Origin of the sequence: Paenibacillus jiangxiensis (assembly GCF_046098255.1) — a bacterium.
Taxonomy (GTDB): domain Bacteria; phylum Bacillota; class Bacilli; order Paenibacillales; family Paenibacillaceae; genus Paenibacillus; species Paenibacillus jiagnxiensis.
This window is the reverse complement of sequence record NZ_JBJURI010000006.1, coordinates 153,136-177,411: the sequence shown is the minus strand read 5'-3', so window position 1 is coordinate 177,411 and position 24,276 is coordinate 153,136. Positions and strand designations below refer to the sequence as shown.

30 protein-coding genes and 1 riboswitch are annotated in these 24,276 nt (G+C 48.6%); of the genes, 13 read left to right on the top strand and 17 right to left on the bottom strand.

The features are described from left to right. Together ACI1P2_RS08715 and ACI1P2_RS08710 are read left to right on the top strand one after the other, a co-directional pair. Nucleotides 1-459, top strand: a 459-nt coding sequence (locus tag ACI1P2_RS08715) for a substrate-binding domain-containing protein (protein WP_355318777.1), incomplete at its 5' end; no start/stop codon positions are given. 105 nt (nucleotides 460-564) lie between these two features. Next, a complete protein-coding gene (locus ACI1P2_RS08710; RefSeq protein ID WP_355318776.1) occupies nucleotides 565-1,398 on the top strand; it encodes a hypothetical protein in 834 nt (277 codons plus the stop codon). Between the two features lie 231 nt (nucleotides 1,399-1,629). Here the strand turns inward: ACI1P2_RS08710 and ACI1P2_RS08705 are convergent, their stop codons facing one another. The 5 genes from ACI1P2_RS08705 to ACI1P2_RS08685 are packed head-to-tail and all read right to left on the bottom strand — an operon-like array spanning nucleotide 1,630 to nucleotide 6,983. Beyond that, nucleotides 1,630-3,459: a BglG family transcription antiterminator gene (locus ACI1P2_RS08705; RefSeq protein WP_355318775.1), complete on the bottom strand. Its 1,830-nt coding sequence runs from the start codon at nucleotides 3,457-3,459 to the stop codon at nucleotides 1,630-1,632. A 50-nt stretch (nucleotides 3,460-3,509) separates the two neighbouring features. Beyond that, the gene (locus tag ACI1P2_RS08700; protein WP_355318773.1) at nucleotides 3,510-4,967 is read right to left on the bottom strand and encodes a sulfatase-like hydrolase/transferase; all 1,458 of its coding nucleotides are present in this window, start codon (nucleotides 4,965-4,967) and stop codon (nucleotides 3,510-3,512) included. Between the two features lies 1 nt (nucleotide 4,968). Next, nucleotides 4,969-5,274, bottom strand: a complete 306-nt coding sequence (locus ACI1P2_RS08695) for a PTS sugar transporter subunit IIB (protein WP_355318772.1) — start codon at nucleotides 5,272-5,274, stop codon at nucleotides 4,969-4,971. Further along, nucleotides 5,274-5,594, bottom strand: a complete 321-nt coding sequence (locus ACI1P2_RS08690) for a PTS lactose/cellobiose transporter subunit IIA (protein ID WP_355318771.1) — start codon at nucleotides 5,592-5,594, stop codon at nucleotides 5,274-5,276. Before ACI1P2_RS08690 ends, ACI1P2_RS08695 begins: the two co-directional genes overlap by 1 nt. A gap of 33 nt (nucleotides 5,595-5,627) precedes the next feature. Further along, nucleotides 5,628-6,983 (bottom strand): PTS sugar transporter subunit IIC, encoded by a 1,356-nt coding sequence (locus ACI1P2_RS08685; RefSeq protein WP_355318769.1) that lies wholly within the window; start codon nucleotides 6,981-6,983, stop codon nucleotides 5,628-5,630. A gap of 219 nt (nucleotides 6,984-7,202) precedes the next feature. On the opposite strand from ACI1P2_RS08685, the gene ACI1P2_RS08680 reads away from it, so the two are divergent. From ACI1P2_RS08680 to ACI1P2_RS08660, 5 genes are all read left to right on the top strand, one after another. Continuing rightward, on the top strand, nucleotides 7,203-8,423 hold the full coding sequence (locus tag ACI1P2_RS08680) for an anaerobic sulfatase maturase (protein ID WP_355318768.1): 1,221 nt from the start codon (nucleotides 7,203-7,205) through the stop codon (nucleotides 8,421-8,423). 180 nt (nucleotides 8,424-8,603) lie between these two features. Further along, nucleotides 8,604-9,071, top strand: a complete 468-nt coding sequence (locus ACI1P2_RS08675; RefSeq protein WP_408976175.1) for an alpha/beta fold hydrolase — start codon at nucleotides 8,604-8,606, stop codon at nucleotides 9,069-9,071. A 293-nt stretch (nucleotides 9,072-9,364) separates the two neighbouring features. Continuing rightward, nucleotides 9,365-9,736 carry a TM2 domain-containing protein gene (locus tag ACI1P2_RS08670; RefSeq protein ID WP_355318765.1) on the top strand — a complete coding sequence of 124 codons (372 nt, stop codon included), beginning with the start codon at nucleotides 9,365-9,367 and terminating at the stop codon, nucleotides 9,734-9,736. After that, complete coding sequence (locus ACI1P2_RS08665) at nucleotides 9,736-10,155, top strand: TM2 domain-containing protein (protein ID WP_355318763.1); 420 nt, start codon at nucleotides 9,736-9,738, stop codon at nucleotides 10,153-10,155. The genes ACI1P2_RS08670 and ACI1P2_RS08665 overlap by 1 nt, the downstream gene beginning before the upstream one ends. Nucleotides 10,156-10,270: 115 nt before the next feature. Continuing rightward, on the top strand, nucleotides 10,271-11,089 hold the full coding sequence (locus ACI1P2_RS08660; RefSeq protein WP_355318762.1) for an alpha/beta fold hydrolase: 819 nt from the start codon (nucleotides 10,271-10,273) through the stop codon (nucleotides 11,087-11,089). 72 nt (nucleotides 11,090-11,161) lie between these two features. Here the strand turns inward: ACI1P2_RS08660 and ACI1P2_RS08655 are convergent, their stop codons facing one another. Together ACI1P2_RS08655 and ACI1P2_RS08650 are read right to left on the bottom strand one after the other, a co-directional pair. Continuing rightward, entirely contained in the window at nucleotides 11,162-11,377 is a 216-nt protein-coding gene (locus ACI1P2_RS08655; RefSeq protein ID WP_355318760.1) for a cold-shock protein, read from the bottom strand. Nucleotides 11,378-11,484: 107 nt separating this feature from the next. After that, a complete protein-coding gene (locus ACI1P2_RS08650; protein ID WP_017813974.1) occupies nucleotides 11,485-11,685 on the bottom strand; it encodes a cold-shock protein in 201 nt (66 codons plus the stop codon). Nucleotides 11,686-12,111: 426 nt separating this feature from the next. Further along, a riboswitch (TPP riboswitch) is annotated at nucleotides 12,112-12,216 on the top strand. Nucleotides 12,217-12,353: 137 nt separating this feature from the next. On the opposite strand from ACI1P2_RS08650, the gene thiM reads away from it, so the two are divergent. The 3 genes from thiM (at nucleotide 12,354) to thiE (ending at nucleotide 14,664) form a co-directional block, all read left to right on the top strand. Continuing rightward, nucleotides 12,354-13,160, top strand: coding sequence for a hydroxyethylthiazole kinase (gene thiM, locus ACI1P2_RS08645; RefSeq protein ID WP_355318758.1), 807 nt, complete (start codon nucleotides 12,354-12,356; stop codon nucleotides 13,158-13,160). A gap of 5 nt (nucleotides 13,161-13,165) precedes the next feature. Next, nucleotides 13,166-13,987 (top strand): bifunctional hydroxymethylpyrimidine kinase/phosphomethylpyrimidine kinase, encoded by an 822-nt coding sequence (thiD, locus tag ACI1P2_RS08640; protein ID WP_355318756.1) that lies wholly within the window; start codon nucleotides 13,166-13,168, stop codon nucleotides 13,985-13,987. Nucleotides 13,988-14,052: 65 nt separating this feature from the next. Continuing rightward, nucleotides 14,053-14,664 (top strand): thiamine phosphate synthase, encoded by a 612-nt coding sequence (gene thiE, locus ACI1P2_RS08635; RefSeq protein ID WP_355318857.1) that lies wholly within the window; start codon nucleotides 14,053-14,055, stop codon nucleotides 14,662-14,664. Between the two features lie 88 nt (nucleotides 14,665-14,752). Here thiE and ACI1P2_RS08630 read toward each other — a convergent pair whose 3' ends face one another. After that, nucleotides 14,753-15,706, bottom strand: a complete 954-nt coding sequence (locus ACI1P2_RS08630) for a C40 family peptidase (protein ID WP_355318754.1) — start codon at nucleotides 15,704-15,706, stop codon at nucleotides 14,753-14,755. Nucleotides 15,707-15,959: 253 nt separating this feature from the next. On the opposite strand from ACI1P2_RS08630, the gene ACI1P2_RS08625 reads away from it, so the two are divergent. Continuing rightward, a complete protein-coding gene (locus ACI1P2_RS08625) occupies nucleotides 15,960-16,343 on the top strand; it encodes a hypothetical protein (RefSeq protein ID WP_355318753.1) in 384 nt (127 codons plus the stop codon). 166 nt (nucleotides 16,344-16,509) lie between these two features. Here the strand turns inward: ACI1P2_RS08625 and ACI1P2_RS08620 are convergent, their stop codons facing one another. The 3 genes from ACI1P2_RS08620 to pyk all read right to left on the bottom strand — a co-directional run bounded on the left by ACI1P2_RS08620 (nucleotide 16,510) and on the right by pyk (nucleotide 19,133). Beyond that, nucleotides 16,510-16,719: a hypothetical protein gene (locus ACI1P2_RS08620; protein ID WP_355318751.1), complete on the bottom strand. Its 210-nt coding sequence runs from the start codon at nucleotides 16,717-16,719 to the stop codon at nucleotides 16,510-16,512. Between the two features lie 13 nt (nucleotides 16,720-16,732). Next, nucleotides 16,733-17,428, bottom strand: coding sequence for a hypothetical protein (locus tag ACI1P2_RS08615; RefSeq protein WP_355318749.1), 696 nt, complete (start codon nucleotides 17,426-17,428; stop codon nucleotides 16,733-16,735). A 289-nt stretch (nucleotides 17,429-17,717) separates the two neighbouring features. Next, entirely contained in the window at nucleotides 17,718-19,133 is a 1,416-nt protein-coding gene (gene pyk, locus ACI1P2_RS08610; RefSeq protein ID WP_355318747.1) for a pyruvate kinase, read from the bottom strand. 105 nt (nucleotides 19,134-19,238) lie between these two features. On the opposite strand from pyk, the gene ACI1P2_RS08605 reads away from it, so the two are divergent. After that, the gene (locus ACI1P2_RS08605; protein WP_355318745.1) at nucleotides 19,239-20,024 is read left to right on the top strand and encodes an AraC family transcriptional regulator; all 786 of its coding nucleotides are present in this window, start codon (nucleotides 19,239-19,241) and stop codon (nucleotides 20,022-20,024) included. A 139-nt stretch (nucleotides 20,025-20,163) separates the two neighbouring features. Here ACI1P2_RS08605 and ACI1P2_RS08600 read toward each other — a convergent pair whose 3' ends face one another. The 3 genes from ACI1P2_RS08600 to ACI1P2_RS08590 all read right to left on the bottom strand — a co-directional run bounded on the left by ACI1P2_RS08600 (nucleotide 20,164) and on the right by ACI1P2_RS08590 (nucleotide 20,902). Beyond that, nucleotides 20,164-20,490, bottom strand: a complete 327-nt coding sequence (locus ACI1P2_RS08600) for a helix-turn-helix transcriptional regulator (RefSeq protein ID WP_355318743.1) — start codon at nucleotides 20,488-20,490, stop codon at nucleotides 20,164-20,166. 64 nt (nucleotides 20,491-20,554) lie between these two features. Next, the gene (locus tag ACI1P2_RS08595; RefSeq protein WP_355318855.1) at nucleotides 20,555-20,749 is read right to left on the bottom strand and encodes a type II toxin-antitoxin system RelE/ParE family toxin; all 195 of its coding nucleotides are present in this window, start codon (nucleotides 20,747-20,749) and stop codon (nucleotides 20,555-20,557) included. A gap of 24 nt (nucleotides 20,750-20,773) precedes the next feature. Next, nucleotides 20,774-20,902: a hypothetical protein gene (locus ACI1P2_RS08590; protein WP_355318741.1), complete on the bottom strand. Its 129-nt coding sequence runs from the start codon at nucleotides 20,900-20,902 to the stop codon at nucleotides 20,774-20,776. Between the two features lie 841 nt (nucleotides 20,903-21,743). On the opposite strand from ACI1P2_RS08590, the gene ACI1P2_RS08585 reads away from it, so the two are divergent. Beyond that, nucleotides 21,744-22,145, top strand: a complete 402-nt coding sequence (locus ACI1P2_RS08585) for a hypothetical protein (protein ID WP_355318739.1) — start codon at nucleotides 21,744-21,746, stop codon at nucleotides 22,143-22,145. Nucleotides 22,146-22,180: 35 nt separating this feature from the next. On the opposite strand, the gene ACI1P2_RS08580 is transcribed toward ACI1P2_RS08585, so the two are convergent. From ACI1P2_RS08580 to ACI1P2_RS08570, 3 genes are read right to left on the bottom strand one after another with little or no spacing between them, the layout of a single operon-like run. Further along, the gene (locus ACI1P2_RS08580; RefSeq protein WP_355318737.1) at nucleotides 22,181-23,023 is read right to left on the bottom strand and encodes a hypothetical protein; all 843 of its coding nucleotides are present in this window, start codon (nucleotides 23,021-23,023) and stop codon (nucleotides 22,181-22,183) included. Beyond that, nucleotides 23,007-23,837 (bottom strand): hypothetical protein, encoded by an 831-nt coding sequence (locus ACI1P2_RS08575; protein ID WP_355318736.1) that lies wholly within the window; start codon nucleotides 23,835-23,837, stop codon nucleotides 23,007-23,009. Before ACI1P2_RS08575 ends, ACI1P2_RS08580 begins: the two co-directional genes overlap by 17 nt. Before the next feature lie 17 nt (nucleotides 23,838-23,854). Continuing rightward, nucleotides 23,855-24,262 carry a helix-turn-helix transcriptional regulator gene (locus tag ACI1P2_RS08570; protein WP_355318734.1) on the bottom strand — a complete coding sequence of 136 codons (408 nt, stop codon included), beginning with the start codon at nucleotides 24,260-24,262 and terminating at the stop codon, nucleotides 23,855-23,857. Nucleotides 24,263-24,276: the final 14 nt, after the last annotated feature.

Here is a 24,276-nt window from a genome sequence, read left to right as displayed (position 1 = left end):
TTCTACGCCGTTACAGGCCCCGAGGGCTCCTACGATTCCTGGCAGCGGATGCAGGCGGTCAGACAGACCGTTGAGCGCAGCGGGATAGCGGAGTTCATCGAAATCCAGGGCAACTTCGAGAAATCGGGCGGCGAGCAGGCCGCCGAGCGGGTGCTCTCGGAATTCAAAGGAACGGCAGCCGTATTCTGCCTCAACGACGAAATGGCCGTCGGGTTCTACAACAGAATGGCCGGCACGGAGCTTGAAATCGGCCGCGATATTCATGTGATCGGATTCGATAATATCGAACTGGCCCATTACCTGCAGCCGCGCCTCTCCACCATAGATTACTCGAAACGGAAATGGGGCGCGGTAGCCGCCGGGCAGCTGCTCGATATACTGGCAGGGCAGCCGGTGGAGCATGAACGAATTTATGTCACACTGGTCAAGGGGGATTCTGCAAGAAAGGTACAGCCATAAAGACATTCAGCAAACGTTCAGCGGAGTTTAAGACTGGGCTCATTTTCCTGCCTTATGATAGGTCCTGTACCACAAAACAAAACGGGAAGGTGGCGATCAGACAGCATGAATAACGTTTCAAAATCGAACAGCAGGAATACAAAAAAAGCTATTCTGGCAGGAAGCATGGCGCTGGCCGTACTTACAGGGGCCGGCATCTGGTTTACTCAACCGGCGCAGGCGGCTGACGCGACAGCAGCAGTTCAGGACAAATCGGCTGATCAAGGAGGCCCGGGAGCGGGCGGACATGGTCCAAGAGGAGGCTTCGGTTCGGACGAGCTGCAGACTCAGCTTCAGGAGTGGCTGTCCCTGGATGCGGACACACTCAAGTCTGAGCTGAAAGAAAAGACGCTGGCGGAAATTGCAGAGGAGCAAGGTGTTTCCACCGAAGACCTGAAGTCCAAGCTGGAAGCATGGCTGGAGGAGAATATACCGGCGAATCGACCAGCCAAAGAAAGTTCTGACAATAGCAGCACTGATAGCGGCACTGATTCACAGACTGCCAAGACCCCCGACTTTGCGGACATGGCTGCCAAAATGCTGGAAGGTAAAGGCTTCGGCATGGGACATGACCGTGGCGGCATGATGGGCGGCGGCATGTTCGGAGACAGCGAAGAGCTTGCCGATCTGCTCGGTCTGACCACCGACGAGCTGAAGGCGGCCATCAAAGAAGGGTCCTCTTTGGCCGACATCGCGGAAGAGCAGAATGTAGACGTGGATGATGTCATTAACCTGCTGGTATCCTCCATGACCGAGAAGCTGGAAGCACAGCTTGCAGAAGGAAAGCTGACAGACGAGCAGTATGAAGCACGAAAGACTGAGCTGGAAAACCGGGTTACCCGGATGGTGAATGGCGAGCACCCTGAGAAGCCTGCAAAAGCAGAAGAACAGTCCGAGTAACAAGCATAGCAACACGAGCGGCTATAGCAGCGCGTATTTTCACTCTTCTCACAACTCCCTCTAAAAAATAAAGGAAGCTGTTTCGCAAGCAGGAGCGGGCTGCGAAACAGCTTCTTTGTTATGGTTATAGAATTTTTAAGTTCAGCGGAGCTGAACAATTCTATAACCTCAAGAAAAACTTCCGCTAAACGCAGTCTGGCTTCTTTGAATATACAGCGATAGATGTTTTTCTTATTTCAATAAAATTCGCTTGAATGTACTGAAAGAATCCGCTTCGCACAACCGGACCATTAGAGCGGAGTCATGCACAATCTCCTGGATCAGCAGCAAGAGATCTCTTGCCTCGCTGCTCTTGGCCTGGGCAATCACGAAGACGACCTTGACAGGAACCCCTTCCCAATCGATCTGTTTCTTCAAAATACCCACGCCAACCTTCGTAACGGCCGAGCACAGTTTTACGGGATGAACCAAAGCAATGAAGTTGCCGAATGCCGTACTGCCCAAATTCTCGCGGATCAGGCACAGCTCCTCAAAATCAGGAGGCGTGATACCTGTTCTGCCAATCCTGCCGCACATCTGATGGATGGCTTCCTGCTTGGACGCTGCCATGAGCTCTCCGACAAATAAATCATCCGAAAAATAACGGTCGATCAGCTGTTCCTTTTCTCTCCGTTTCTCGTACACCAGCAGTTTGTTTTTATCCTCCTCCGTAAAAAAAGGACTGATCACCTCGACCGGAATGCCTTCAAACGTGGCCGGAATGGTAGAGAACACGATATCGGGCTCAAACTTCAGCACCTCTTCTTTATTGAACAGCGAAAAAGCTTTCACAACATGTGCGTTCGGAAAAGAATGCTCAATTTTGAATTTCAGCAGCTCTGCAGTTCCTTGTCCCGTTGTACACACAATGGCAATCCGGTTGAAATGAACCCGGACTTCTTTCACATCCCGCTCCAGAGCCAGTCCGATATGCATCGTCAAATAAGCAATATCATCATCGATTAACTGCTTGTGATAGATCCGGTGAATCTCCTCGCCAAGCAGCACAGCCAGATTAAAAGCAAACGGAAACTGCTGCTTGATTTCTTTGAGGATTGGATTTTTCAGGTGAACATCATTGCGCAGACGGCCAATCAAGGGCTCCAGATGAAATTCCAGTCCGGTTCTGAGCCGATGATCATTCCATAATGAAATATCATACATGTGCTCGATTCTTTGCAGAAAGGCATCGATAATCATGTAAATCTTGACTTGGGTGTCCCGTAGATCCTCCTGCTTGATCGCAGCAACCTGCCCGATCAGGCAGGTATACAGGTAAGCTTTCTCCACCTCCGGCAAGGTCAGCTTCATTTCGCGCTCCAGCCCCCCGAATATAGCCTGGGTCAGACCAAAGTCTGGGCTGCTTTCATTTTCATAGCCATCATTCCGTTCCAATTGAACGATATGGCCCTGCGAAATCCGTTTCAGCATAATCTTGAGATGGTAGATCAGACTCTGCAGCATAATATCGGAGCATTGGATACGGTGAATCTGAAATTGGCTGACGATAAGGCTTTCAACAGCCTTGAATTCCTTCTCCGCCGCGTATTGCCCCTCATCCAGAACCGCCGCAATAGCAAGCCTCTTCCCAAGCTCCTCACCCACAATTTTCATGCCGTAATGAGGCCTGGATTCCAGTTTAAGCCCGAAAGGCCGGATCCGCTCCTTGAGTTCGGCCATAATGCAATTCAGCTTGCTTTTGCTGATAAAGAGAAGCTCGCACATTCTGTCCATGGTGACATAATCCTTGGAATCGATCATGAAGCCAAATACCTGGTCTTCCATAGCTTTGCCGGACGTTCCTGCCTGCTCACCGACAACCTGGCTGATCTCCACGATGCCGCCGCCCTCCAGAACATATCCCTTACCGCGCTTCAATACAATCTTCGCCTGACGGTCGGACAAAAGCTCTTCATTTATTCTTCGAACCATGCTGCGCAATGTTTTATCACTGACATCCAACGCGAGCGTAATCTGCTTAACCGGGAGAGGCTGCACCTGCTTCAGAAATAAGTTCAGCAAGCTTTTTTCTTTTGATGTTAGGTTCACCTGCATCATCCCTCAGTTTTGATTCATGTCCGCTTATCATACCGGTGAGGAACCACACCCCCTGTTTCAAAGAAATGACGCAGCATTCTTTCCTTGAATGCCGAAATCATCGGGGCATATTCCTGCCTGTCGATCAGGTTACTGCGTTCATAGGAGTCCTGTTCCATATCGTAAAATTCATCTTTTTCATACAGCCTGTACACATATTTATACCTTGAGTCCCGAATCATCATCGCCTTGGTATGCTGGGGCATTTTCTCCTGTTCCACCGTTCTGGCCCAATACTCATTGCTTGGCGCATGCCCCGCGTCCTTGCAATGGTCCTCACCCTCCAGCCGGCCTCCTTCAGCAAACACCACATCACGGAAGATATCCTCACCCTCTAAAACAGGACGCAGGGATTTGCCGAAGTGAGTATAATCAGGGGTAATGTCCAGCAGATCCAGCAGCGTGGCCTGAATGTCAATCAATTCTGTCATCGCCCCGGTCACACGCGGCTTGGCATTCATTCCGGCCGAAAGCTTCATGATCAGGGGAACGCGGGTCAGCGTATCTTCAAACGTATTCTGGTTCTTCTCGGCAATCTCGTAATCCCCTGTATAATCACCATGGTCACTGAAAAAGATGACGAGCGTATCCTCGTACACCCCTTTTTCCTTAAGCGTCTCCATGAGGTGCCCGATATAGGCATCCAGTTCCGTCCCCATGGCATAATACACCCGTTTCATTTCCATAAGCTGCTCGTCGGACCATTCGTAGAGCTTCTGGTTATTACGGATGCCGCGCAGAATCGAAGGCTTTCCTTCCCATTCCTCTTCTGTCAGACGAACCGGACGGGGCACCTTGCCGGCGTCAATCCGGTCATACCATTCCTGTGCCACCTGATATGGAGGATGCGGCAAAGCCAGCGCCAAATAAACACAAAAGGGTTCTTCCTCGTCATAACCTGTGATAAACTCCATGGCCTGCTTCATTTGCGTCCAATCTATTCTCTCCCCTGCATCCTTGACGCCGCGAAAATGGGAGTAATCATAAACGGGAGTACCGGAGGGCTCGTTCTTTTGCTCCGCAAGCTGCTGCTCCTTCCGCTCCCTCATTTTCTTAAAGAACAATCTGTACTGATCATCCCGGGTCGAGCAATAATCGCTCACATCCACGTCCGCCCGCAAAAAGTCATTACGTCCGCCCCAATATACATGATAGCCGTCCTTTTTCAGTGTCCGCAAAATGTTGGCATCCTCCGGCCCCATCAAATGATGCATCGTCCGGAATCCCCTGGTGTGCGGATACCAGCCGGATAGGAAAGAGCTGCGGCTGGGCACGCAAACCGGAAGCTGGCAGTACGCATTGGTGAAGCTTATTCCCTCTTGCGCAAGCTCGTCCAGATTGGGGGTCACGGCGCCTTCACAGCCTGCATACCCGATCGAATCAGCTCTCCACTGATCGGCCACGATCATGACAATGTTTGGCTTTTTGCTCATATTAGGCCTTCCCCAATTCCATAGCCCGGGCCAGTACCTTGGTTCCATTGGACAACGCATAATCACGGCTGTCGATGACCTCACAGGGCTTGCCCTTGGCGTCACAAATTTTCTGCACCGCACGCAGCTTATGGCGGATCTGCGGTCCGAGAAATACGACATCAAAGTCATCGATATAGCTTTCCAGTTGATCAACAGGATGCGCTTCCACCTTCCAGTCCGCTCTTTCGGGACCAAAGGAATCACGAATACTTTTTTCCAGAATACTTGTCGATATTCCACCAACACATACAAGCAGGATATTCATCACAGCACCTCCACTAATTTTTCGACCATATCCCGTATCGTCATCGTTGTCATTAAATGATCCTGGGCATGAACCAGCAGTACGGACATCTCTACCTTGCGGCCCCCGGACTCGGAGATCATCAAGGCGGTCTGGCTGCGATGCGCCTGACGGAGTGCTGTATTGGCTTCGCTCAGCAGCTCCCGGATTTTCTTGTCGTCCCGCGGCTTCAGGTAATCCATAGCTTCAAGAAGCAGTCCTCTTGCCTGTCCGCTTGCGGAAATGATCTCCATACAGATTTGCTCCGGATTCAGTTCATTCTCCACATTCATATCCATCATCCTTTTTTCTAATTTAGGAATCTCCCATATCCTCTAGACAGTGGCTGCTGCTGCCTGCTCCGCCTTGAGCTGCTCTTCTTCGGCCTTTTCCTCGGCGATCAGCTTGCTTTCCATACGTTTGAAGAACGGATAATATATGGCCAGGTCAACCAGAATGATAAAGATGGCCACCACTCCCGCCTTTAAGGAAGCCGATGCCGCGATCGCGATCAGAATAACGGGAGTCTGGGCAGGCACATTCAGAATCGGTGCGCTCAGAAGCTCAAACCAGTGAAAAGCCGCATAGGTAATCACTGTATTGACGGCAGGAACCATCAGGAACGGGATAAACAAATTGCTGTTAAACGGGATCGGCGTACCAAACATCGTCGGCTCGCTTATGTTGAATACCGATGGAAGAATACCGATTTTCCCTACCTGACGCAGTCCCTTCGATTTACTCCGGCTGTTCAGAAGAGCCAGAGCGAATACGCCGGCGCCGCCAATGGCAATGAAGCCGAAGTGTACCGGGGTCGTAAACACCTTGTCGTAGGGAAGTCCTGCGGAATAGTTATTCAGATTGGATACAATATTGTGAATTTCAATAGGCAGAATGATCGGCATCACGATACTGCCCCCATGAATACCCAGAAACCAGAAAAAATTAATCAATATCATGAAAAATCCAACCATGTAAACGTTGTCAAAATTGTTGACGAGCGGCCCCATCAGGCTCGTGATCAGTTGAGGCAAGCGGGCATCGAACAACGCAAGCAATCCTTTATCGATCATGATAAAAGCAACGACCGATGCAACCCCCGGAAGAATGGCATTAAATGAAGTCTGCACATAAGCCGGAACAGAAGGCGGAAAACGAAAGCCTATATTTTTCGTTTGGAACAGACGAATAATCTCTACCGTTACAATGGTGATTACAATTCCCGAGAAGACACCTGCCGATCCAAAGGAAGACATGGCCACTTGAAGTGTCGGCGCATCGTTCACCATGACGGTCTGAGGCTGTCCGACAATCATAAAGTAAATCATCGCACTAATGATAACGGCGCTTATCTCATTCAGCTTGTAATGACGGGCAAGATTGAAGGTCGCCGCCAGCGTAAAGGCAAAACCGATAATGCCTGTCGAAATTTCATTGATCCCGCGAATCCATAAATTCTGCTCCCCCCATGTAGCCCATCCTTGCAGGATCGACGGGAACAAGCCCGAGGACTTCATAATGACCTCCGGTACGGGAGGTTTGCCGATGAGAACGGCCAGCGCGCCTACAATCGTCAATGTGAGTGTCGCCAAAATCCCGGTCATAATGGAACGCAAATAACGATTATTGGAAGCCCACTCGGCTAAAGGTCCCGTTACTCTCTCTATGGACCCCATCACTCTGTCAAACATTAGCTTTGACCTCCTTTGTTTAACGTATAACTGAATTATAGTTGAAATGATAGCGCATTCAATTTCAGTTTTTTCCGAATAAAACGGAAAAAAGCGGAGGAATACGTCCTCTCCTGCATCAGCATCAATCAACGGTTCTGTCTGTAACATCAATCACTGCACAAACAGGCCTACTTTACTAAAATGTGTTGATCTTATGATGAGAAGGAGCTGACCCTCGTGAATCTTGAATCCGCTTCCCTCCCCCGTGCTCCCCGGTCTCTGATGTGGAAGACGGTCTCCGAAGACTGCAACCTGGCCTGCGATTACTGTTATTACAGTACTTGCAAGGGCACGCCAGGGCGCAAAATCCGGACGATTGACCGCGATTTGCTGGAAACGGTTATCCGCCAGATGATGGAGGCAGGCGCAGGCGGGGTATCCTTTGTGTGGCAGGGAGGAGAGCCTCTATTGGCAGGGCTGTCATTCTTTGAGCAGGTAGTCTCCTTTCAGGCCCGGTATGCCCTTCCGAACACCGTCATCAGCAATGCTGTGCAAACGAACGGAACGCTCGTGGACAAAGCGTGGGCCGCTTTTTTCAAGCGCTATTCATTTTTGCTCGGTGTCAGTGTGGACGGGCCCAGGACTATTCATGACAAGCGCCGCATAACCGGCTCCGGAGCAGGCTCTTACAACAGAGTGATGACCGGAATTGAGGAACTGGGGCAAGCCAGCGTTCCATATAATATTCTAACTGTGCTGCATGAGGATAATATTGAAAGGCCAGGGGAAATCATGAGTTGGATGACGGAGAACGATTTTTCTCATATTCAGTTTATCCCATGTATGGATTTTCGCTCACAGGATGCCGCCACGGAAGGAAGATACCTGATCTCCCCCCGGCAGTACGGCCATTTCTTATGCGAAGTTTTTGATATTTGGTACGGGGACGGTGATCCCACGCTGTCGATCCGTTTTTTCGATAATTGGCTGCACAAGCTTGTCGGTCTTGAACCGGAGTTATGCACGCACAGGAGCACCTGCTCTTCCATGCTCGTGCTGGAGCAGAACGGGGATGCCTATCCCTGCGACTTCTATCTGGACGCTGAGCACAGGTTAGGAAATATGCGGACCGACACTCTTCAGCAATTGATGACCCGGGAGAAATGGGGCAGCTTTATTCAAGCCAAGAGCCGGGTGAGCGACCGATGCCTACAGTGCCGTTTCCTTCATTATTGCCAGGGCGGATGCCCCCGCAATCGGGTCGGATCGGAAAGCGCGCATGTAGCAGGAGTAGATTATTTCTGTGAAAGCTATTCCCTTGTGTATTCCTACGGTGAAGAGCGGATGCGCAAGCTGGCTACGAAGGTGCTCAGGCGGGAAGGAGTCAAGCGCCCGCCGCGAAACGCGCCTTGCCTGTGCGGCAGCGGAAAAAAATCCAAAGTGTGCTGCGGAGTTTAGCAACAAACCGCAAAACAAACTTGCGTGCCTCCGCCGAGGATAAAAGGCAAGGATGAACTGATATTCGCAGCAGGCTTTATCTCCTGACATTGGCATAGACAACGAACTCCGTCTAAAATAGAGAGAAATAAGATACGCTACAGGAGATGGATTGCGATGCGGTCGAACGTAATTGAGTATATGCCTCAAATCCTATCGCTTTTTCCCTGCTTGTCCGAGATCAGCGAAGCGGATTGGCGCCAGGAAGGAATCGGGGTTTTGGAGCTGAAACCCCATCTCGTAATCCATGAAGGGCATTTTTTGGAGCATGCGGTAGTGACTCACGAGCAAATCGTTCAATCCGTGGTCAACGTTATCAACAGCAACAAGCTGGACAACATCGTGCTTGTCGGCCACAGCTTCGGCGGGACTGTGATTCAGAAGGTCGCAGAGCAAATTCCGGACCGTATCCACCGACTCGTATTTTTTGACGCCTTCGTTCCGCTTGACGGTCAAAGCCTGGTCGATCAGGCTCCCCCTGCTTTGCAGACGGCCTTCGAGCAATTGAAGGAGGCGTCGGGCAACAACACATCCCACACAATCGGGGCATCTCGGCCAATTCCGCCTGATTACGGGGGACGGAGACCATATGACGACAGCTTACGCTAACCCGCAATATTTGGAAGAAAAGCTGTATGAAGCAGCAAGGGATTGATCAGGTGATTGGAAAAAAAGCGGTCGAGAACAGGAGCACACTTCCCCCTGTGCTCGACCTTTTTGTATTCGTACCCTCGTGTACGTAAAACAACCACCCTATACCATGACTCGGCATTCAGAGCGATATGTATTTTTGCAAGCTATTTGAAATCAGCACAGAAAAATACATAAATTACCTCGCCACCCCGCTCAAAATCTGATAAGATAATCATGTTTTTACTGTCAAGTTAACGGGGGTTATTCAATTGAGCTACAATATCGTTAGAAAAAGTCAACTGGATACCAGAGAGCTGATGCTGCTGGAGTCCGAAGTCAAAGCCCAGGGAAAAAATATGGTCGTCGCATACGTGCTGTGGTACTTCCTCGGCGTTTTCGGGGCTCATCGGTTTTACATGAAAAGAACCGGCAGCGCCGTCGCGCAACTGATCCTTTCAATCACCATGGTCGGACTGATTATTACCTCGATCTGGTGGATTGTGGATGCGTTCCTTATCCACACATGGGTTAAAGAGCACAACGAAAGAGTGGAAGACCGGCTGATCCATGAAATTACGTCTAGAAGATCCTTTGATAACTATAACAATTATAACAATCATGATAACCATGTGGTATTCTAATGAAGCTGACCAAAGACCAGTTAACCGTCAATGAGATGCTGATTTTAAATTCGGCCATGCGGGATACGGAAAAGTCCCTTGCACTCGCCTACCTCATGCTGATCGGAGGGCATTTGGGCGTACACCGTTTTTATCTGAAAAGAGTTGCCACAGCTGTTGTTCAGCTTGTCCTGTTTATTCTGGCATTTATCTTTTATATAGCGTTCTCCATTACATTGGAAGTGGAAGGCGGAGCGTTCATGATGCTGTCAGGGATTCTGCTGGTGCTGTTCGGCGGGACGCTGACGGTGTGGGTCATCGTCGACCTGTTCCTGATGCCCCGAATGGTGCGTGAGTGGAACCAGCGGGCGGAAGAGGATATTATGGCTCAACTTTATCAGCTGCGTTTAACGAATAAACATCAAGGAATAGAAGTGTAAAAAACTGTCCGTCTGAGGAAACTCGGGCGCACAGTTTTTTTACTGTCTGCGGGGCCTTTCTTCGACATATGTATCATAGGGAAAGTGACTTTTAATAGCGGAAGGGCTGAACTGTATGAGACATTATATCGATGTAGAGCCGAACGTTAAGGTATTTGTTGAAGATATAGGGGCGGGGCAGCCTGTGCTGATGCTGCATGGCTGGCCGCTGAACCACCGTATGTATGAATATCAGAGCTCCCTGCTGCCGGCTTACGGGTTTCGCTGCATTATGCCGGATATGCGGGGATTCGGGCAGTCCGACCACCCGTGGCATGGCTACCATTACGACCGTCTGGCTGATGATGTCTTTGCCGTCATCCGTGCACTCGGACTGCAAGGCGTCAGACTGGTCGGCTTTTCCATAGGAGGAGCCATTGCAATCAGATACATGAGCCGCCATCAGGGATACGGTGTGTCCCAGCTCATTCTGCTGGATGCTGCCGCTCCTTCCCTGACTCAGAGACCCGACTTTCCTTATGGCCTGCCCGCCTCCGACGTTACCAAGCTGATAGAGCAGACCTATCGCGACCGGCCGCAGATGCTGCATGATTTCGGTGAGCTCTTCTTCGCCAGCAAGATCAGCCCCTACTTCAGGGATTGGACACAAAACCTCGGACTGCAGGCTTCTCTGCACGGCACCGCTGCGGCTGCCCGCACCTTCAGGGATGAAAACCTGCGCCCTGACCTTGCGCGCATTCATGCACCAACCTGGATTTTGCACGGCGAGCTTGATCAAATCGCGCTGTATCCGCTGGCGCTCCAAATGCAGCAGGGCATTCGCGGGTCGCGTCTGATCCGCTTCGCCCATAGCGGCCATGCGGTCTTTTATGACGAGTTGGAGCTGTTCAATCGTACGCTGCTGCATATTCTGCAGCATCCCCAATCCTCTTGATCCTCTTTACCGCATATGGAAAAGACACCGGCCAAGGCCGGTGTCTTAAATAAATTGATAATAGCTGTAATCTTAACTGTTCTTGGCTGGCGGGAAGGCGGTGTTGACAAGCACGACTAGCTTTTTCTCGCTTTTCTCCATCACGGAACCGCATAGAGAACAGGTTGGCTGGGCAGAGAATGCAAAATTATCTCTCATCCATCCCTTACACGTATCACTGGTGCAAGACCAAATTACAGTGATCTCCTCCGGAGTCTCTTCCATTGGTTTTTTGCGCGAATTGTACATGAAAGTCCCCTCTTTTCCCATGAATTGTTGTAAAGCGATTTAAAGATATCTGTCCCTCCCCCAGAAAAGAAAAGCCCCAAACAAGAGTTCGGGGCAGCAGGGCAGAATTACAGTTTTACAACGTTCTCAGCTTGTGGTCCGCGGTTTCCTTCAACAACGTTGAACTCAACACGTTGGCCTTCGTCCAATGTTTTGAAACCGTCGCCTTGGATTGCGCTGAAGTGTACGAATACATCGTTACCGCCTTCAACCTCAATAAAACCAAAGCCTTTCTCTGCGTTAAACCACTTAACTGTTCCTGTTTGCATGTGGAAATACCTCCAAGTAAATATTTATATGACCTCTTATTTTTCTTCAAAAATAAAAATTCACATATTGTACAAGGTTACCCTTAACCCAAGACAACAACCCTCTACAATATGCGAATGCAGGTCCGTCGTATTCCAATAATTACATTATAGCACACTTAGAATACAATTACCAGCTAGCGAAAAATAACAATTTCTCCTATGTATTCGATCAACGGAGATGCTTACGTAACGCTGCTTTTTCCCTGTATCGCCATCGTGTCTGGTTATTATCAAGTTTTTAGGGGACACTTGCCTATCTTATTTATTTCCTGCTTTCCCGTTTCTATACCCCCTTCTGAAAAAATGTTCTGCATTTTTTTGAACCTTTACATTCTCCGGTCAACATGTATATAGTATATGCAGTTATAATCGAATAGAGACTTGTTCAATCACTAGGGGAGCCTGCCGGGCTGAGACGAAGCTGTACGCTTCGGACCCTTTGCACCTGATCTGGATCATACCAGCGGAGGAAAGTGAGACGAAACGTCCAGCGGCATCAATCGGCCTGTATTGATTATTTTTTGTGGACCCGTCCGTTTCCTCCGGAAATGGACGGGTCTTTTGCGTGTAAAAGGAGCCGTACAGCGGAGAAATCAAACATTAATTTATTGAGGGAGGAATAAGATATGCAATTCCTGACTAAAGTAAGGGAACAAAATCCGCTCATTCACAACATCACTAATATGGTGGTCACGAATTTTACTGCCAATGGACTGCTGGCGTTGGGAGCTTCGCCGTTTATGGCGGATTCGCACGAGGAGATGGCCGATATCGCCGCAATGGCAGGTGCCGTCTCGCTGAACATCGGCACGTTGAACCCCCATTCCATCAAGGCGATGACCCTTGCCGGGCAAGCTGCCAATACCCATGGGATCCCGGTCGTGCTGGACCCGGTCGGTGCGGGAGCTACTCCATTTCGCTCGGTTACGACTCATCAGCTGGTTGCTGATGTACGCATTACGGCGCTGCGCGGCAATGCCGCTGAAGTCGCCAATGTCGCCGGCGAGTATTGGGAGGTTAAAGGTGTTGACGCTGGTCAAGGCTCGGGGGATGTGCTTGAGCTCACTCGGAAAGCCGCCCACAAGCTGGATTGTATCGTCATTGCTACCGGAAAGGAAGACATCGTCACCGATGGGGCCACGACCTATCTCATTGCCAATGGACATCCGCTCCTCACCAAGGTGACCGGAGCCGGTTGCCTGCTCAGCTCGGTCGTAGCGGCATTCCTGGCTGTGGCTGGCGAGCGGCGGCTGGAAGCGGCGGCCGAGGCGGTTTCCTTCTATGGTGTCGCTGCGGAACTTGCAGCAGCACGCACGGAAGCCCAGGGACCGGGCAGCTTTCAGATCGAGTTTCTGAATCAGCTGTCCCTCGTGGATGAAGAAAGCCTAAGGCGGCTATCCTCCATCACCTTGGTGCCGGAAAGCTTAGGGTAAGCGATATGACGACAGCGAAAGCACTAACCATTGCCGGCTCCGACAGCGGTGGCGGCGCAGGCATTCAGGCGGATCTCAAAACCTTCCAGGAGCTTGGCGTCTACGGCATGTCCGCGCTCACGGCAGCTACCGCGCAGAATACATTGGGTGTGCAGGGAGTCTTCCCGCTCACGCCGGAAGCGGTCGCCCGCCAGCTTGATTCAATTGGCGAAGACCTGACGCCCGATGCTGTAAAGATCGGCATGCTGTTCAGCGCGGATATCATTGAGGCGACGGCGGATAGAATCGCCCATTACGGATGGGGCAATCTCGTCATCGATCCCGTTATGGTCGCCAAGGGCGGTGCGCCTTTGCTGCAGGCCGACGCTGCTGCCACCCTGATCCGCGACCTGCTACCGCATGCGCTGATCATTACCCCGAACCTGCCCGAGGCGGAAATGCTCACAGGCATGAAGCTGTACAAAGCCGAAGACATCAGGGAAGCGGCACGGCGCATCCACGACATGGGACCGGATATGGTCATCATGAAGGGCGGCCATGCCGGAGGGGAGATAGCCAGGGATCTTCTGTATGACGGCACGGTATTTACGGTGTTTGAAAGTCCGCGGATTCATACAGAGGCGACACATGGTACGGGATGCACGTATTCCGCAGCGATTACGGCCGGTCTCGCCCGGGGGCTTTCTGTGCCTGAAGCGGTGCGGGTGGCCAAGGATTTCATTCAGGCTGCGATTGAGGACAGCCTCGGCATCGGATCAGGCCATGGACCGACAAACCATTTTGCCTATCGGCAAAGACGTTCACAGAACGGTGGTGTGCTGAATTGAACGGCTCCTTTAACGAACGCATCGATCCGGGCAGACTGCGCCGGCAGCTTGCCGTGTATTTCATTATGGGCAGTGTCAACTGTGCCGGCAGGAATCCTGTGACGGTTCTTCGTAAAGCAATCGCAGGTGGCGTCACCATGTTCCAATTCAGGGAAAAGGGACCCGGCGCTCTAACCGGGCAGGCGGCTTACGAGCTGGCGCGGGAGCTCCAAGCGGTCTGCAGGGAAGCCGGCGTGCCCTTCATCGTCAATGACGATGTGGACATGGCGGCTGCGCTCGGAGCCGACGGTATACACGTCGGACAAGAGGATGCGCCAGCCGCTATGCTGCGCAGCAGGCTAGGGCACAGCACCATTGTCGGAGTGTCCGCACACACGGTGGAAGAAGCCGAGCGCGCTATCTCCGACGGGGCAGATTACCTCGGCGTTGGTCCCATGTATCCGACACAGTCCAAAAGCGATGCCCGTCCCGTACAGGGCCCGCACCTCATTCAGGGGCTGCGCAGCCACGGCATCGCCATTCCGCTCGTCGGCATCGGCGGAATCATACCCGAGAAGGCTTCGCCTGTTCTTGCCGCCGGAGCAGACGGAGTATCCGTCATTTCAGCGATTTCACAAGCCAATGAGCCAGGACGGGCGGCGGCAGCCTTTGCTGCCCTGTACGGCAAGATCTCCTAGAAAGCAGATGATGGAGCAGCAAAAGGGGCTGCCCTAAGCCGCCACACTCTCTCTGGGCTGAAGCAGCCCCGTTACACAGCTTGCTTTTTCACTGAACTCTTTTTGCGAACAGAAAACGTCCCTTCCAGTAATCGTCAAAGTCGGTAACCGTCACGCCAGGGTCCCCGTAGGTGTGCAGAATTTTGTTATTTCCCGCGTAGATGCCTACATGACCGACGGTACGGTTCGTTTCATATCGTCCCGGCGTATAAAAAAACATCAAATCCCCTTGCTGCAAATCCTGCTGCGCCACCGTTGTGCCCACCTCGGATTGCGAGATAGACGTTCTGGGAAGCTCTACATTGAAGTGATTGAACACATACTGTACAAAAGAAGAACAGTCAAAAGTATGATGCTCTGCATAACCCGGAGCACCGAATTCGTAGGGAGTGCCTGAGAATTTTTCACCATAACTAATGAGCTGAGTCCGGTCGGTCGCAGTCAAGGCAAGGTCTTTGAGGGAACCATCCCCCGAAGCCTTTGTTTCCTGCCCGCCGGGATTGTCCGGCGGGTAAATCCGCACCTGTGAGCGCCCCTGATCCCATTGCACGTTTGTGCCGAGCAGTTGGGATAAAGACTCGCTTGTCATGTAAGGTCTGCCGCCAATTTGTTTAGGCGCTTCAGGCAGCTGCAGGATGCGGTCTCCTGCCCTTGCTTCCTTCTTTCCCGCGTGAACGGCATATACGGGATCGGTATCCCCGATCAAATACCCTCCATCCTTGCCCTGATGCAGCTTGAAATTAAAGGACTGCATCGTATCCTTGACAGGCAGCCACACTTTATCCCGCCCTTCTTTGTAAGCGCGAATATCGTGCATAGTACTGCCATCAGCAGCCATCATCCGGATATGGCTTGGGCCGGACTGTTTGGTCCCCAGTCTGGCAGGTTCCGTCTTGCCGGTCTGCTGATTGGCGGAGCTTGCACAGGCGCTGCTCAGCAAGACAACGATAGCTCCCGCAATCATCATCTTCCCAATGGACGTGCGCCCTGATCGAAATAACATGCGTTGTACCCCTTTCCTTTTTGCGCTAAGGATAGCTTGGACAAAGGCATGAACTTTATGCGTCCGTTTCAGGTAATTTTGTATCGTTAAACCCGGCCGGATTCAGTTTGGTAGATTTTTAAGTTGCTTTAAGCTTCATTTAATATTGGGCTGCTACAATACAACATGTAAGCCGCCTTCCACTCCAGCATCATTAATGGACACATGCCATCATAAACATGAAGTTCATGAAAGAAAGAAGAAGGAGACTACTATGAATTTGAAAAGAATACTTATGTTCAGCACACTGGCCTTTGCCATTTCCATCGGCGAATCCATGGGCAGCAGCACGGCGTCCGCCAGCACGGCCGTCAAATCCAAGCAGCTGACAGCCAAGGTTGTTAAAGAAGACATTGTACAGGTACTGGGTCTTTCCTCAGACGAAGAATTATATAATGCGTTGAATGACGGCAAAACGATGGCCGATATTGCAGGCGAGACCGGCGCCGATGTGAATCGGGCTATCCGCTTGCAAGTGGCGGAGCTGACAGATCAGCTCAATCAACGGCTTGCCCAAGGCAGTATCACGCGTCACCAGTATGAATCGCAAAAAACCGAATTGACGGAAATCGTGACACGCAGTGTGCATGGGATCTAAACAGCAAGAAGGCACGGACCTTTCTTTTTGAAGAAGGTTCGTGCCTTTTTCTTATTTCCCCCTAGTTATCAGTCGTCTGAATATTAATGAGCTTTCACTGCAAGGTAGAACTAAACTTGATCATTAGAAGACCCTAAAAAATCCGCATAATGTATCATGGATTTTGTCAACGCATTATGTTGTTCGATGCTATTCGAAGTGTTTCTTTTTGCATTGCTTTATTGATTTTGGCCTGGGTTTCGGGAGAACGTTTCCCTTGAGACTCGATGTATTCTTGCAGCGTAACACCAAAGCGTTCTTGAATTCTATTTTCTAGACCAACCAACGAATCTTTCTCTTCAACATTACGGTTAGGAAATGAGACGATATTGTTCATGCCCAAAACCTCGTTAAGGTTGAATCTGGTGAGCAATTTCGAGCAAGTAATCAAGGTTATCAGCATGTGTTGATGCAACTGTGTAAAACTTATCCTCCGTAATCAAATGAATTTGTTTTCTGGCTTCTCCGTCTTCAATTACAGCGGTTGCTCCATTAATCTCCTCAACTGAAACCGTAGACGGGTCATACCATGATTTCGCCAATTCAACGGTATCTTCTTTATGTTCGAGAGTATCCTCTGACTGAGACATAAAAATTACCTGTCCTTCAGCCAACCGATAAGAAACAATAATCTCCTCGCCAAATTTATTTTCAGTAGCTACGGCATTAGCAAGCTCTACAATAGGGTTATCCTTGGCAGATCTGGACGTAAAGGCTTGGATGGAAGAAGAATCCGCAAGGTTCAAAGGAATATTGATATCCTCTACGCTTTGAATATCAATGGTCTTACGCCCTTGTGGTTGTTGTACCTTTTCACCGGGAGGAGTGGCTTGTGGTCCTTCCAGTTCAGGTTGATTATCAACCGGTGCCTCGACCTCATTTTCAGCTTGACTATCAACAAGTGTCTCCATATTCAATGCCGACACGTTTGTATCCGCCTTACCGTCCGTACCAGCCGCAAAAGTCTGGTTATAAGCAACACCAGCACCACCTACTAGCAGCGTTGTAAGTGCTGCTACGGCAAGCAGTTTGTTTTTCTTCTTCACAATCCAGGTTCTCCTTTCAAATTAGTCTTATAGCTATTTCATCACATTTTACAAAATAAGTCATTCAATCTCGCGAAAAATAATTCAAAAAACCTATGTTATGAGAACTTATAGATCATTTGTCCGATGCTTCCGCCACGTCTGGTAGAATGACTATATTATATGTATCGGCCAAGATAGCTACGAACAGAAACTGCACCTAGAAAAAAAGGACGGCCTTGGCCGTCCTAAACCTCTCCAGGTATCCATCGTTATCCTGGATTATTGTTATATCAGGTTTTTACCAATATTATACCTGCTGCACCTTGATCAGATTCGTATTGCCTGTTTGACCGATTGGGACTCCGGCGGACAGAACAACCGTGTCTCCCGGGCAAATATATCCCGTTTCAATGGCGTTGCGTGTCGCCGTCTCGAACATTTCATCCGTTGTTGTCATTTTGCCGCCCAGGACCGGAATGACACCGGACAACAGGCAGATTTTCGGCAGCACCTCTTGATGCTGAGTGACGGCGATAATTGGAGCCTGTGGGCGGTACTTCGAGATCATCCGTGCCGTAAAGCCGCTTTCGGTCGCGATAATAATGGCGCTGGCGCTCAGCTCCAGCGAGGCGCTTACGGAACTTTGGCTGATGACCTCTGTAATATTGGTGAGCTGACGCGCTCTTTTCTTGTTGAACTGCTCCATATAATCGATAATGGATTCCGCCTGTTTGGCAATGGAAGCCATCGTTTGCACGGACGAAACGGGATATTTGCCCGCAGCCGATTCGCCGGACAGCATGACCACGTCGGCGCCCTGGACCACCGCATTGAACACGTCACTTACCTCAGCCCGTGTCGGACGAGGGTTCACCTGCATCGATTCCAGCATATGTGTAGCCACGACAACCGGCTTGCCTGCCAGATTGCACTTGTCGATCATTTCCTTTTGCAGCATCGGCACCGTTTCGATCGGAACCTCTACCCCCAGATCTCCGCGCGCTACCATGATTCCGTCAGACGCCTCAATAATCGCGTCCAGATTCTCCATGCCTTCCTGGTTTTCGATCTTGGAGATGATCTGCACATTGCCCGCATGATGGCTCTCCAAAATACGTCGGATTTCCAGAATGTCCTCACCTTTACGCACAAAAGAAGCTGCAATAATCTCTACCTGATTCTGAATGCCGAACTCGATATGCTTCACATCGCGCTCTGTGACACCAGGCAGAGAAGTATGAATGCCCGGCAGGTTAACGCCCTTGCGCGGCTTCAGCTTCCCGCCGCTCACGATGCGGCAGCGGATTTCCGTACCTTCCACAGTAATTACGGTCAGATCAATCAAGCCGTCATCGATCAGAATCCGGTCTCCCGCCTTTACGTCCCTGGTCAAATCCGGGTAGTTCACACCAATTCGCTTGGCATCCCCAAGAATCTCTTCCGTCGTCAAAACCAGTTCTTCCCCGGTTTTCAGCTCACAGGATTCCTCTTTCAGCTTACCGATTCGCACCTCAGGTCCTTTGATGTCCATCATAATCGGCACGAACGTCCCCAGCTCGGACGCCGCCTGCCGCACATTTTTCATACGCTGCACATGCTCGTCCAGTTCCCCGTGCGCCATATTCAAACGGGCCACCGTCATCCCCGCCTGAATCATCTCTTTCAGCACCGGAACCGAGTCGCTGGCAGGACCGATGGTACAAATAATTTTCGTTTTCAGCATGATGATCTCTCCTCCGTTTTTTCTTCATTGTAGCGTTTCCATTACGATGAGACTATGAAATATAGTATAGTAAATAGACTATAGTACAATCACGGGAGCGTTCGTATGATCACAGTTGCAGATGTACAGCATCATCAGGGAATGGACTGGTACACGGAGAACGACACCAGTCCGGACAGCTACACGCTGTGTCTCGTCACCTACGGCAAATGTGTGTATTGGGTTGAGGGACAGAAGATCATCGTCGACAAGGGCAGCATGCTGCTGATCCCGCCCCATCTGAATTATTATGGAAAAAGCATTCCCACTCTGTTCCATAGCAAGTATGTGATCATTTTTCGAAATTCATGTGCTGAAGAAGAAGGACTGCCCCTGCTGGACCGCACCAAAATCGTGAAGGTGAAGCTGGGCTGCTACGAGCTGGTGCGGGAACGGCTGCGGAGCATTCTTCATCAGTGGGAGGATAAACCGTCGTATTACAAACATATGACGAACGCACTGCTGACAGAGGCCCTGATCTATATTAACCAGGAATGGGATCGTGGAATGATTGCCGATGAGAAGCACAGGCATGTGGAGCGAATGAAGGAGTATATTCAGGCACATTACCGGGAAAAGGTGACCAAGGAGGAGTTGGGCGAGGTGATACAGAGAACGCCAAATTATGCCGCCACGCTCTTCCGCAGCGTCACGAACCAGACGATCAGTGAGTATGTTCACAGCCGCCGGATGAAGACGGCCATGTACATGCTGACGGAATCCCGGCTTACCGTGCAGGAAGTGTCGGAGTATCTCGGCTACCGGGACGCCACGTATTTTCACCGTATTTTCAAAAAAATGACCGGCGCTTCCCCGTCAGACTTCCTGCATGAGCGCTCGCGGATTAAGTAAGCCGGCTGCAGCGAAGAGTTGGTCAGAATAAACGGAGGATGCTTTACTGTTTTTTGATGTCATGTGAATACCTCCAAAAAGAAAAAGGAGCCCTGTGGCTCCTCTGAATATCATGGCAGATATTAAATTTTTTACGGCGTTAGGCATGGATTAAACTTGTTGCAGACTGCTCCCTGGAAGATTCCTCAAATCCGAGTTTGAGGCCAAGGGCAACAGCTACTTTAATAACAGTCTCCATTGATGGCACGGACGTGGAATTTTCCAGTCTCGCTACCTGCGCTTGAGTGATACCGGCTCTTTCCGCAACATCGCGCTGGGTAAGACCCAGCTCTTTGCGTCTGCGAACGACATCATTCACCAGGCGTGCCATTTCACTGATCACTTTTTTTTCATGTTCGGATTTATAGGCCAATTGTTTTCTACGATTGGACCATGTTTTAAATTCCTCACTTTGATTATCAGTCATGTTTATTTCACCTCCGTTGTAGTGGTGGGATGGGGACGCTTGTTGCACCCCCTATCTACCTACCTTACTTTCCGAACCGACTAATCCAATCTTTCATCCTCGCCTCAGCCCGTTCGATCTCTCGATCAGGTGTCCGTTGAGTGCTTTTTCGGAAAACCGTCAGCAGTACGAATTTCCCCTGCCATCGAAAGAATGGAATACGGTACGGGTCGGGCCGCAATTCGTATAGACCTCCTCTCAAACGCCGTGAGTGAGGCATTCCATCCTCCACTCTATCCAAGGTCTAAACGATGCTGTCGAGCTGCTTGGCAGCCACTCTATCGCCGTTACTCGCCTTTTCATCCAGCGCTTGGATGAAGCTATCCACCTCGGAGTTTCCTTTCGCCGTAGTATAAAAGATAATTTCTGCCATGAAACAACCTCACTTTTCTCTACAATATCCAGATGATTTGATATCATCCTTGATATAAATATATCATCTTCGATATCAAAACTCAAGATTATCGGCAAAATATCCCTATTGCATGCAGTGGAATCGAACCGCAAAAGCTCCGGCTGCGCATTTCCCATGATCCCCGGACGAACCGGGGATCAGATTATTTAAGCTGATCGGCCAGCTGCCTGATGACTTCCGGCATCGGAATCTTATTTCCGTTTTTGCGATTACTTCGGTAAACAATACCTTTGCCGTACACCACTGGATAACCCCCTCCATCGGCCTAAAGGTCTGTTTCCACTTATTTGCCATGCTTGCGTGCTTCTTCCTCAGTACTGGGTGCATAATTCCATATTAGTCCAGACAAGCATAACCCTTTTTTCATAACCTTTTTTATCCATAACCTTGTTGATCATAAAGAAGCTATCGCCCAAAAAACCTCGAACGTATACGCCAATTTATCATAGCAGTCGCCAGGCGAAGATAGTGTTTTACCTTGTTAAAAAACATTCCACCAAATGCTGCTCCTTGTAGAGATCTCAATCATACTCCGGTCGAACATGGCGAAATGCCTGAAATTAATGTTTTCCCGTTTTTCACTGATCAACTCGAAAATCGCTGACCTTCCGATTTTAAGGCTAATTCTTCATGGAAATATTCTTCTTCAAAAAGGCTCCTTAGTATAAGTCTACACTCTATAAAAAATTTTGAATTCCATGCGTAGTGTACGTCTATGCGTACGTCATTTGGAATGATTATATCGTAAGCTTATGAGTAACGATCAATATCGTAAATTATAAGCTTGGGGTGTTATGTAATGACGAAGAACGTTGAAGTTACGTTAAAGCCCGTTTGTATTGTATTAGGCCCGTATGATGAGGATGAGCTTGGTTATAATCTGACCCGAGGATTTTTGGTTGATGATCACCATGTCATGTATATAGCTGAAGGTTATTTATGGCTTCGCAAGGTTAACCAGGCTGCTAAACATAACGGTCTGTATATAGATGATCCCAGTGCTGCCGGATTAATCTTGGCTTCAAATGTTACACAAATAGACGATGATTTTTTGGTTAAAGTTCACAACAAACTCACCACGATGAATGCACTGGGGTTTCTTATCTCTGAGTTACACACTTTGGTTTCCAATGATATATTTTTCAATGTTAAGCCTAATGAAAGCATAAACCTTCATATGGAAGAACTTAGATCGTTATAACAAATGGCAAAGGAGCTGAAACCAGCTCCCCAAAATTAAAATAAGATCTTATATTTATCATGGTTCTGACAAATGGCTAAAAAGGTGGTTGTATCCAGTACATGTTCATGGAGTGCTGATGTTCCATCGTTGAAAAGTTCAATATACTGCGAGGATTTCGGATTAGGACGTAATGAGGACACTTGATGTGGTTGGATAAGTCCTGTTTTAAAAGCATTGAATAAGGATACATCCGTTGTCAAATAAGAAATTGGAGGAGCGTTGGATATACCAAGCTCTAAAGGCAATGCATTTGCTTCTTTCAATACTTTTTGCTTCAAACGAACGATTCCATAATCGCTTGAAGCAATGCTTATATTTGAAATTTGGGAACGATAGTGAGAAAGAAGACAAAAGGTTAGGGCCAGAATCGATACTTCGCCAGCGTTTTTCTTCGTGACCAAGTTTCCACTTTGCTTGGTAGGAAAGCCTTGCTCGTAAAATTGATCGATCCAATCATCCGGGAAGTCTTCCATCTCAAGCCTACGAAGCCGGTTGAAAAATTGCTGCGATTCACCTAAAAGGGAGGAAACTCGAAACAGTTCCATTAGTCGCTTATCACTATACCCCAACATCGGCAAATAGTCTTCAGACTCCGCAACAATAAAAATGGGTAGTGGAAGGCTGAAAATATAAGCTGACTTCCCTTCATGATGTGCATATTCGGAATGGACCCATCCCGGAATGATAACCATATCATAATATGGCTTGAAAATGTATTCCGGCGGGAGAAGATGCGCGTTTTGATAATAAAACTGAATATTGTTCGTATCCAGTACTAATATTTTAAGGCCGCTTCTGAGCCTAATAAATCCTTCGATGTCACGGTAACCAGCCATGCGAACGCTCCTTTAACTGCTTTTGCAATGTTTTATATTTAAACTCCCAATCTTTCACCACCTTTAAATTATCTTTGAACAATTCAACATCAGGATGCTGTTCAATTTCATTATTAATTGTTTCAATAATTGTATTTAGATTTGTAACTAATGAAGGCTTAATTAAGGAGTCATCCAATGCATGTTCTTGGAAAAGAGAATACCATTCTCGAAGGGAAAACTGTTGATCAAAATGAGCTTTTATTTGGCTTTGGAGTTGATCATTGTGATTCTTTTTTGCCATCTGATACAGTTGAATTAATACCGCTTTATAGGGAGCTTTAAAAGATTTCATGCAATGAGCGATTTTAACTATAAAATCAGTTAACTTCAATGAATGAAAATAATCATACAAATCAAGATAACCAAATATCATTTGGCTTGCAAAATAATCAGCTTTTCTTTCATTCAAATCAAATTCAGTTGAGATTTCATAGCTTTTTTCTTCATGTTGTTTCATTTCCTGATCTTCTGTTAAATGATAAATCTCGTGCCAATAAATAAAGTATTGGTAGATACGAGGTTGAGCTGTGTTGATAATCGGAACTTTTGTTCCGTTTGAAAATTTTCGTATGGCTCCACCCCAGTTGTTATCTGGTATTGGAATTTCGATAAGATGATGCTCTTTCAAAATCTCGTAAGCCTGCTCTTCAATCGATAGGGCCTTCCATTTAATTATACGTTTCTCAATATACTTGATGTGCTCCTGGACTTGACGATCAATCTGATCATTACGTTTGACGGTTTCGTCTAAATTCTGACTAGTAATTCTCACTTATATGATATGCCTCCTCACTTAAGGTACATTGAATAAATGTCCAATATATTGTCTAAACCATCTAACAATTCCTGTGCTACTGCACTTTTTTTCAGGTCTGATCCATGATCCGAATAGGCGTATGCGAGTGAAGGGGGTTGCTCGAGCATGTTTTGAGTTATAGTAATGAAATAATCTTCAGGTAAATCAAATGTTGTGATTATTTTTCGAATTTGTGAATTATATGTGGTTTGACTTGGACTCTCAGCTTTCAATATTTGGTCAATGGTCGGTCTAGAGATTCCTGTTAATTTGGATAATGATAATTTTGAGTAGCCTTTCATTCTGATAAAACTAATCAAGTTCTGAGCAATTGTTTTTCGATGTTCAAAAAAGTTAATATTCATAATAAATTTTACACCCCACTCCCAAATATCCTTCATTATAAGCCTTTTTC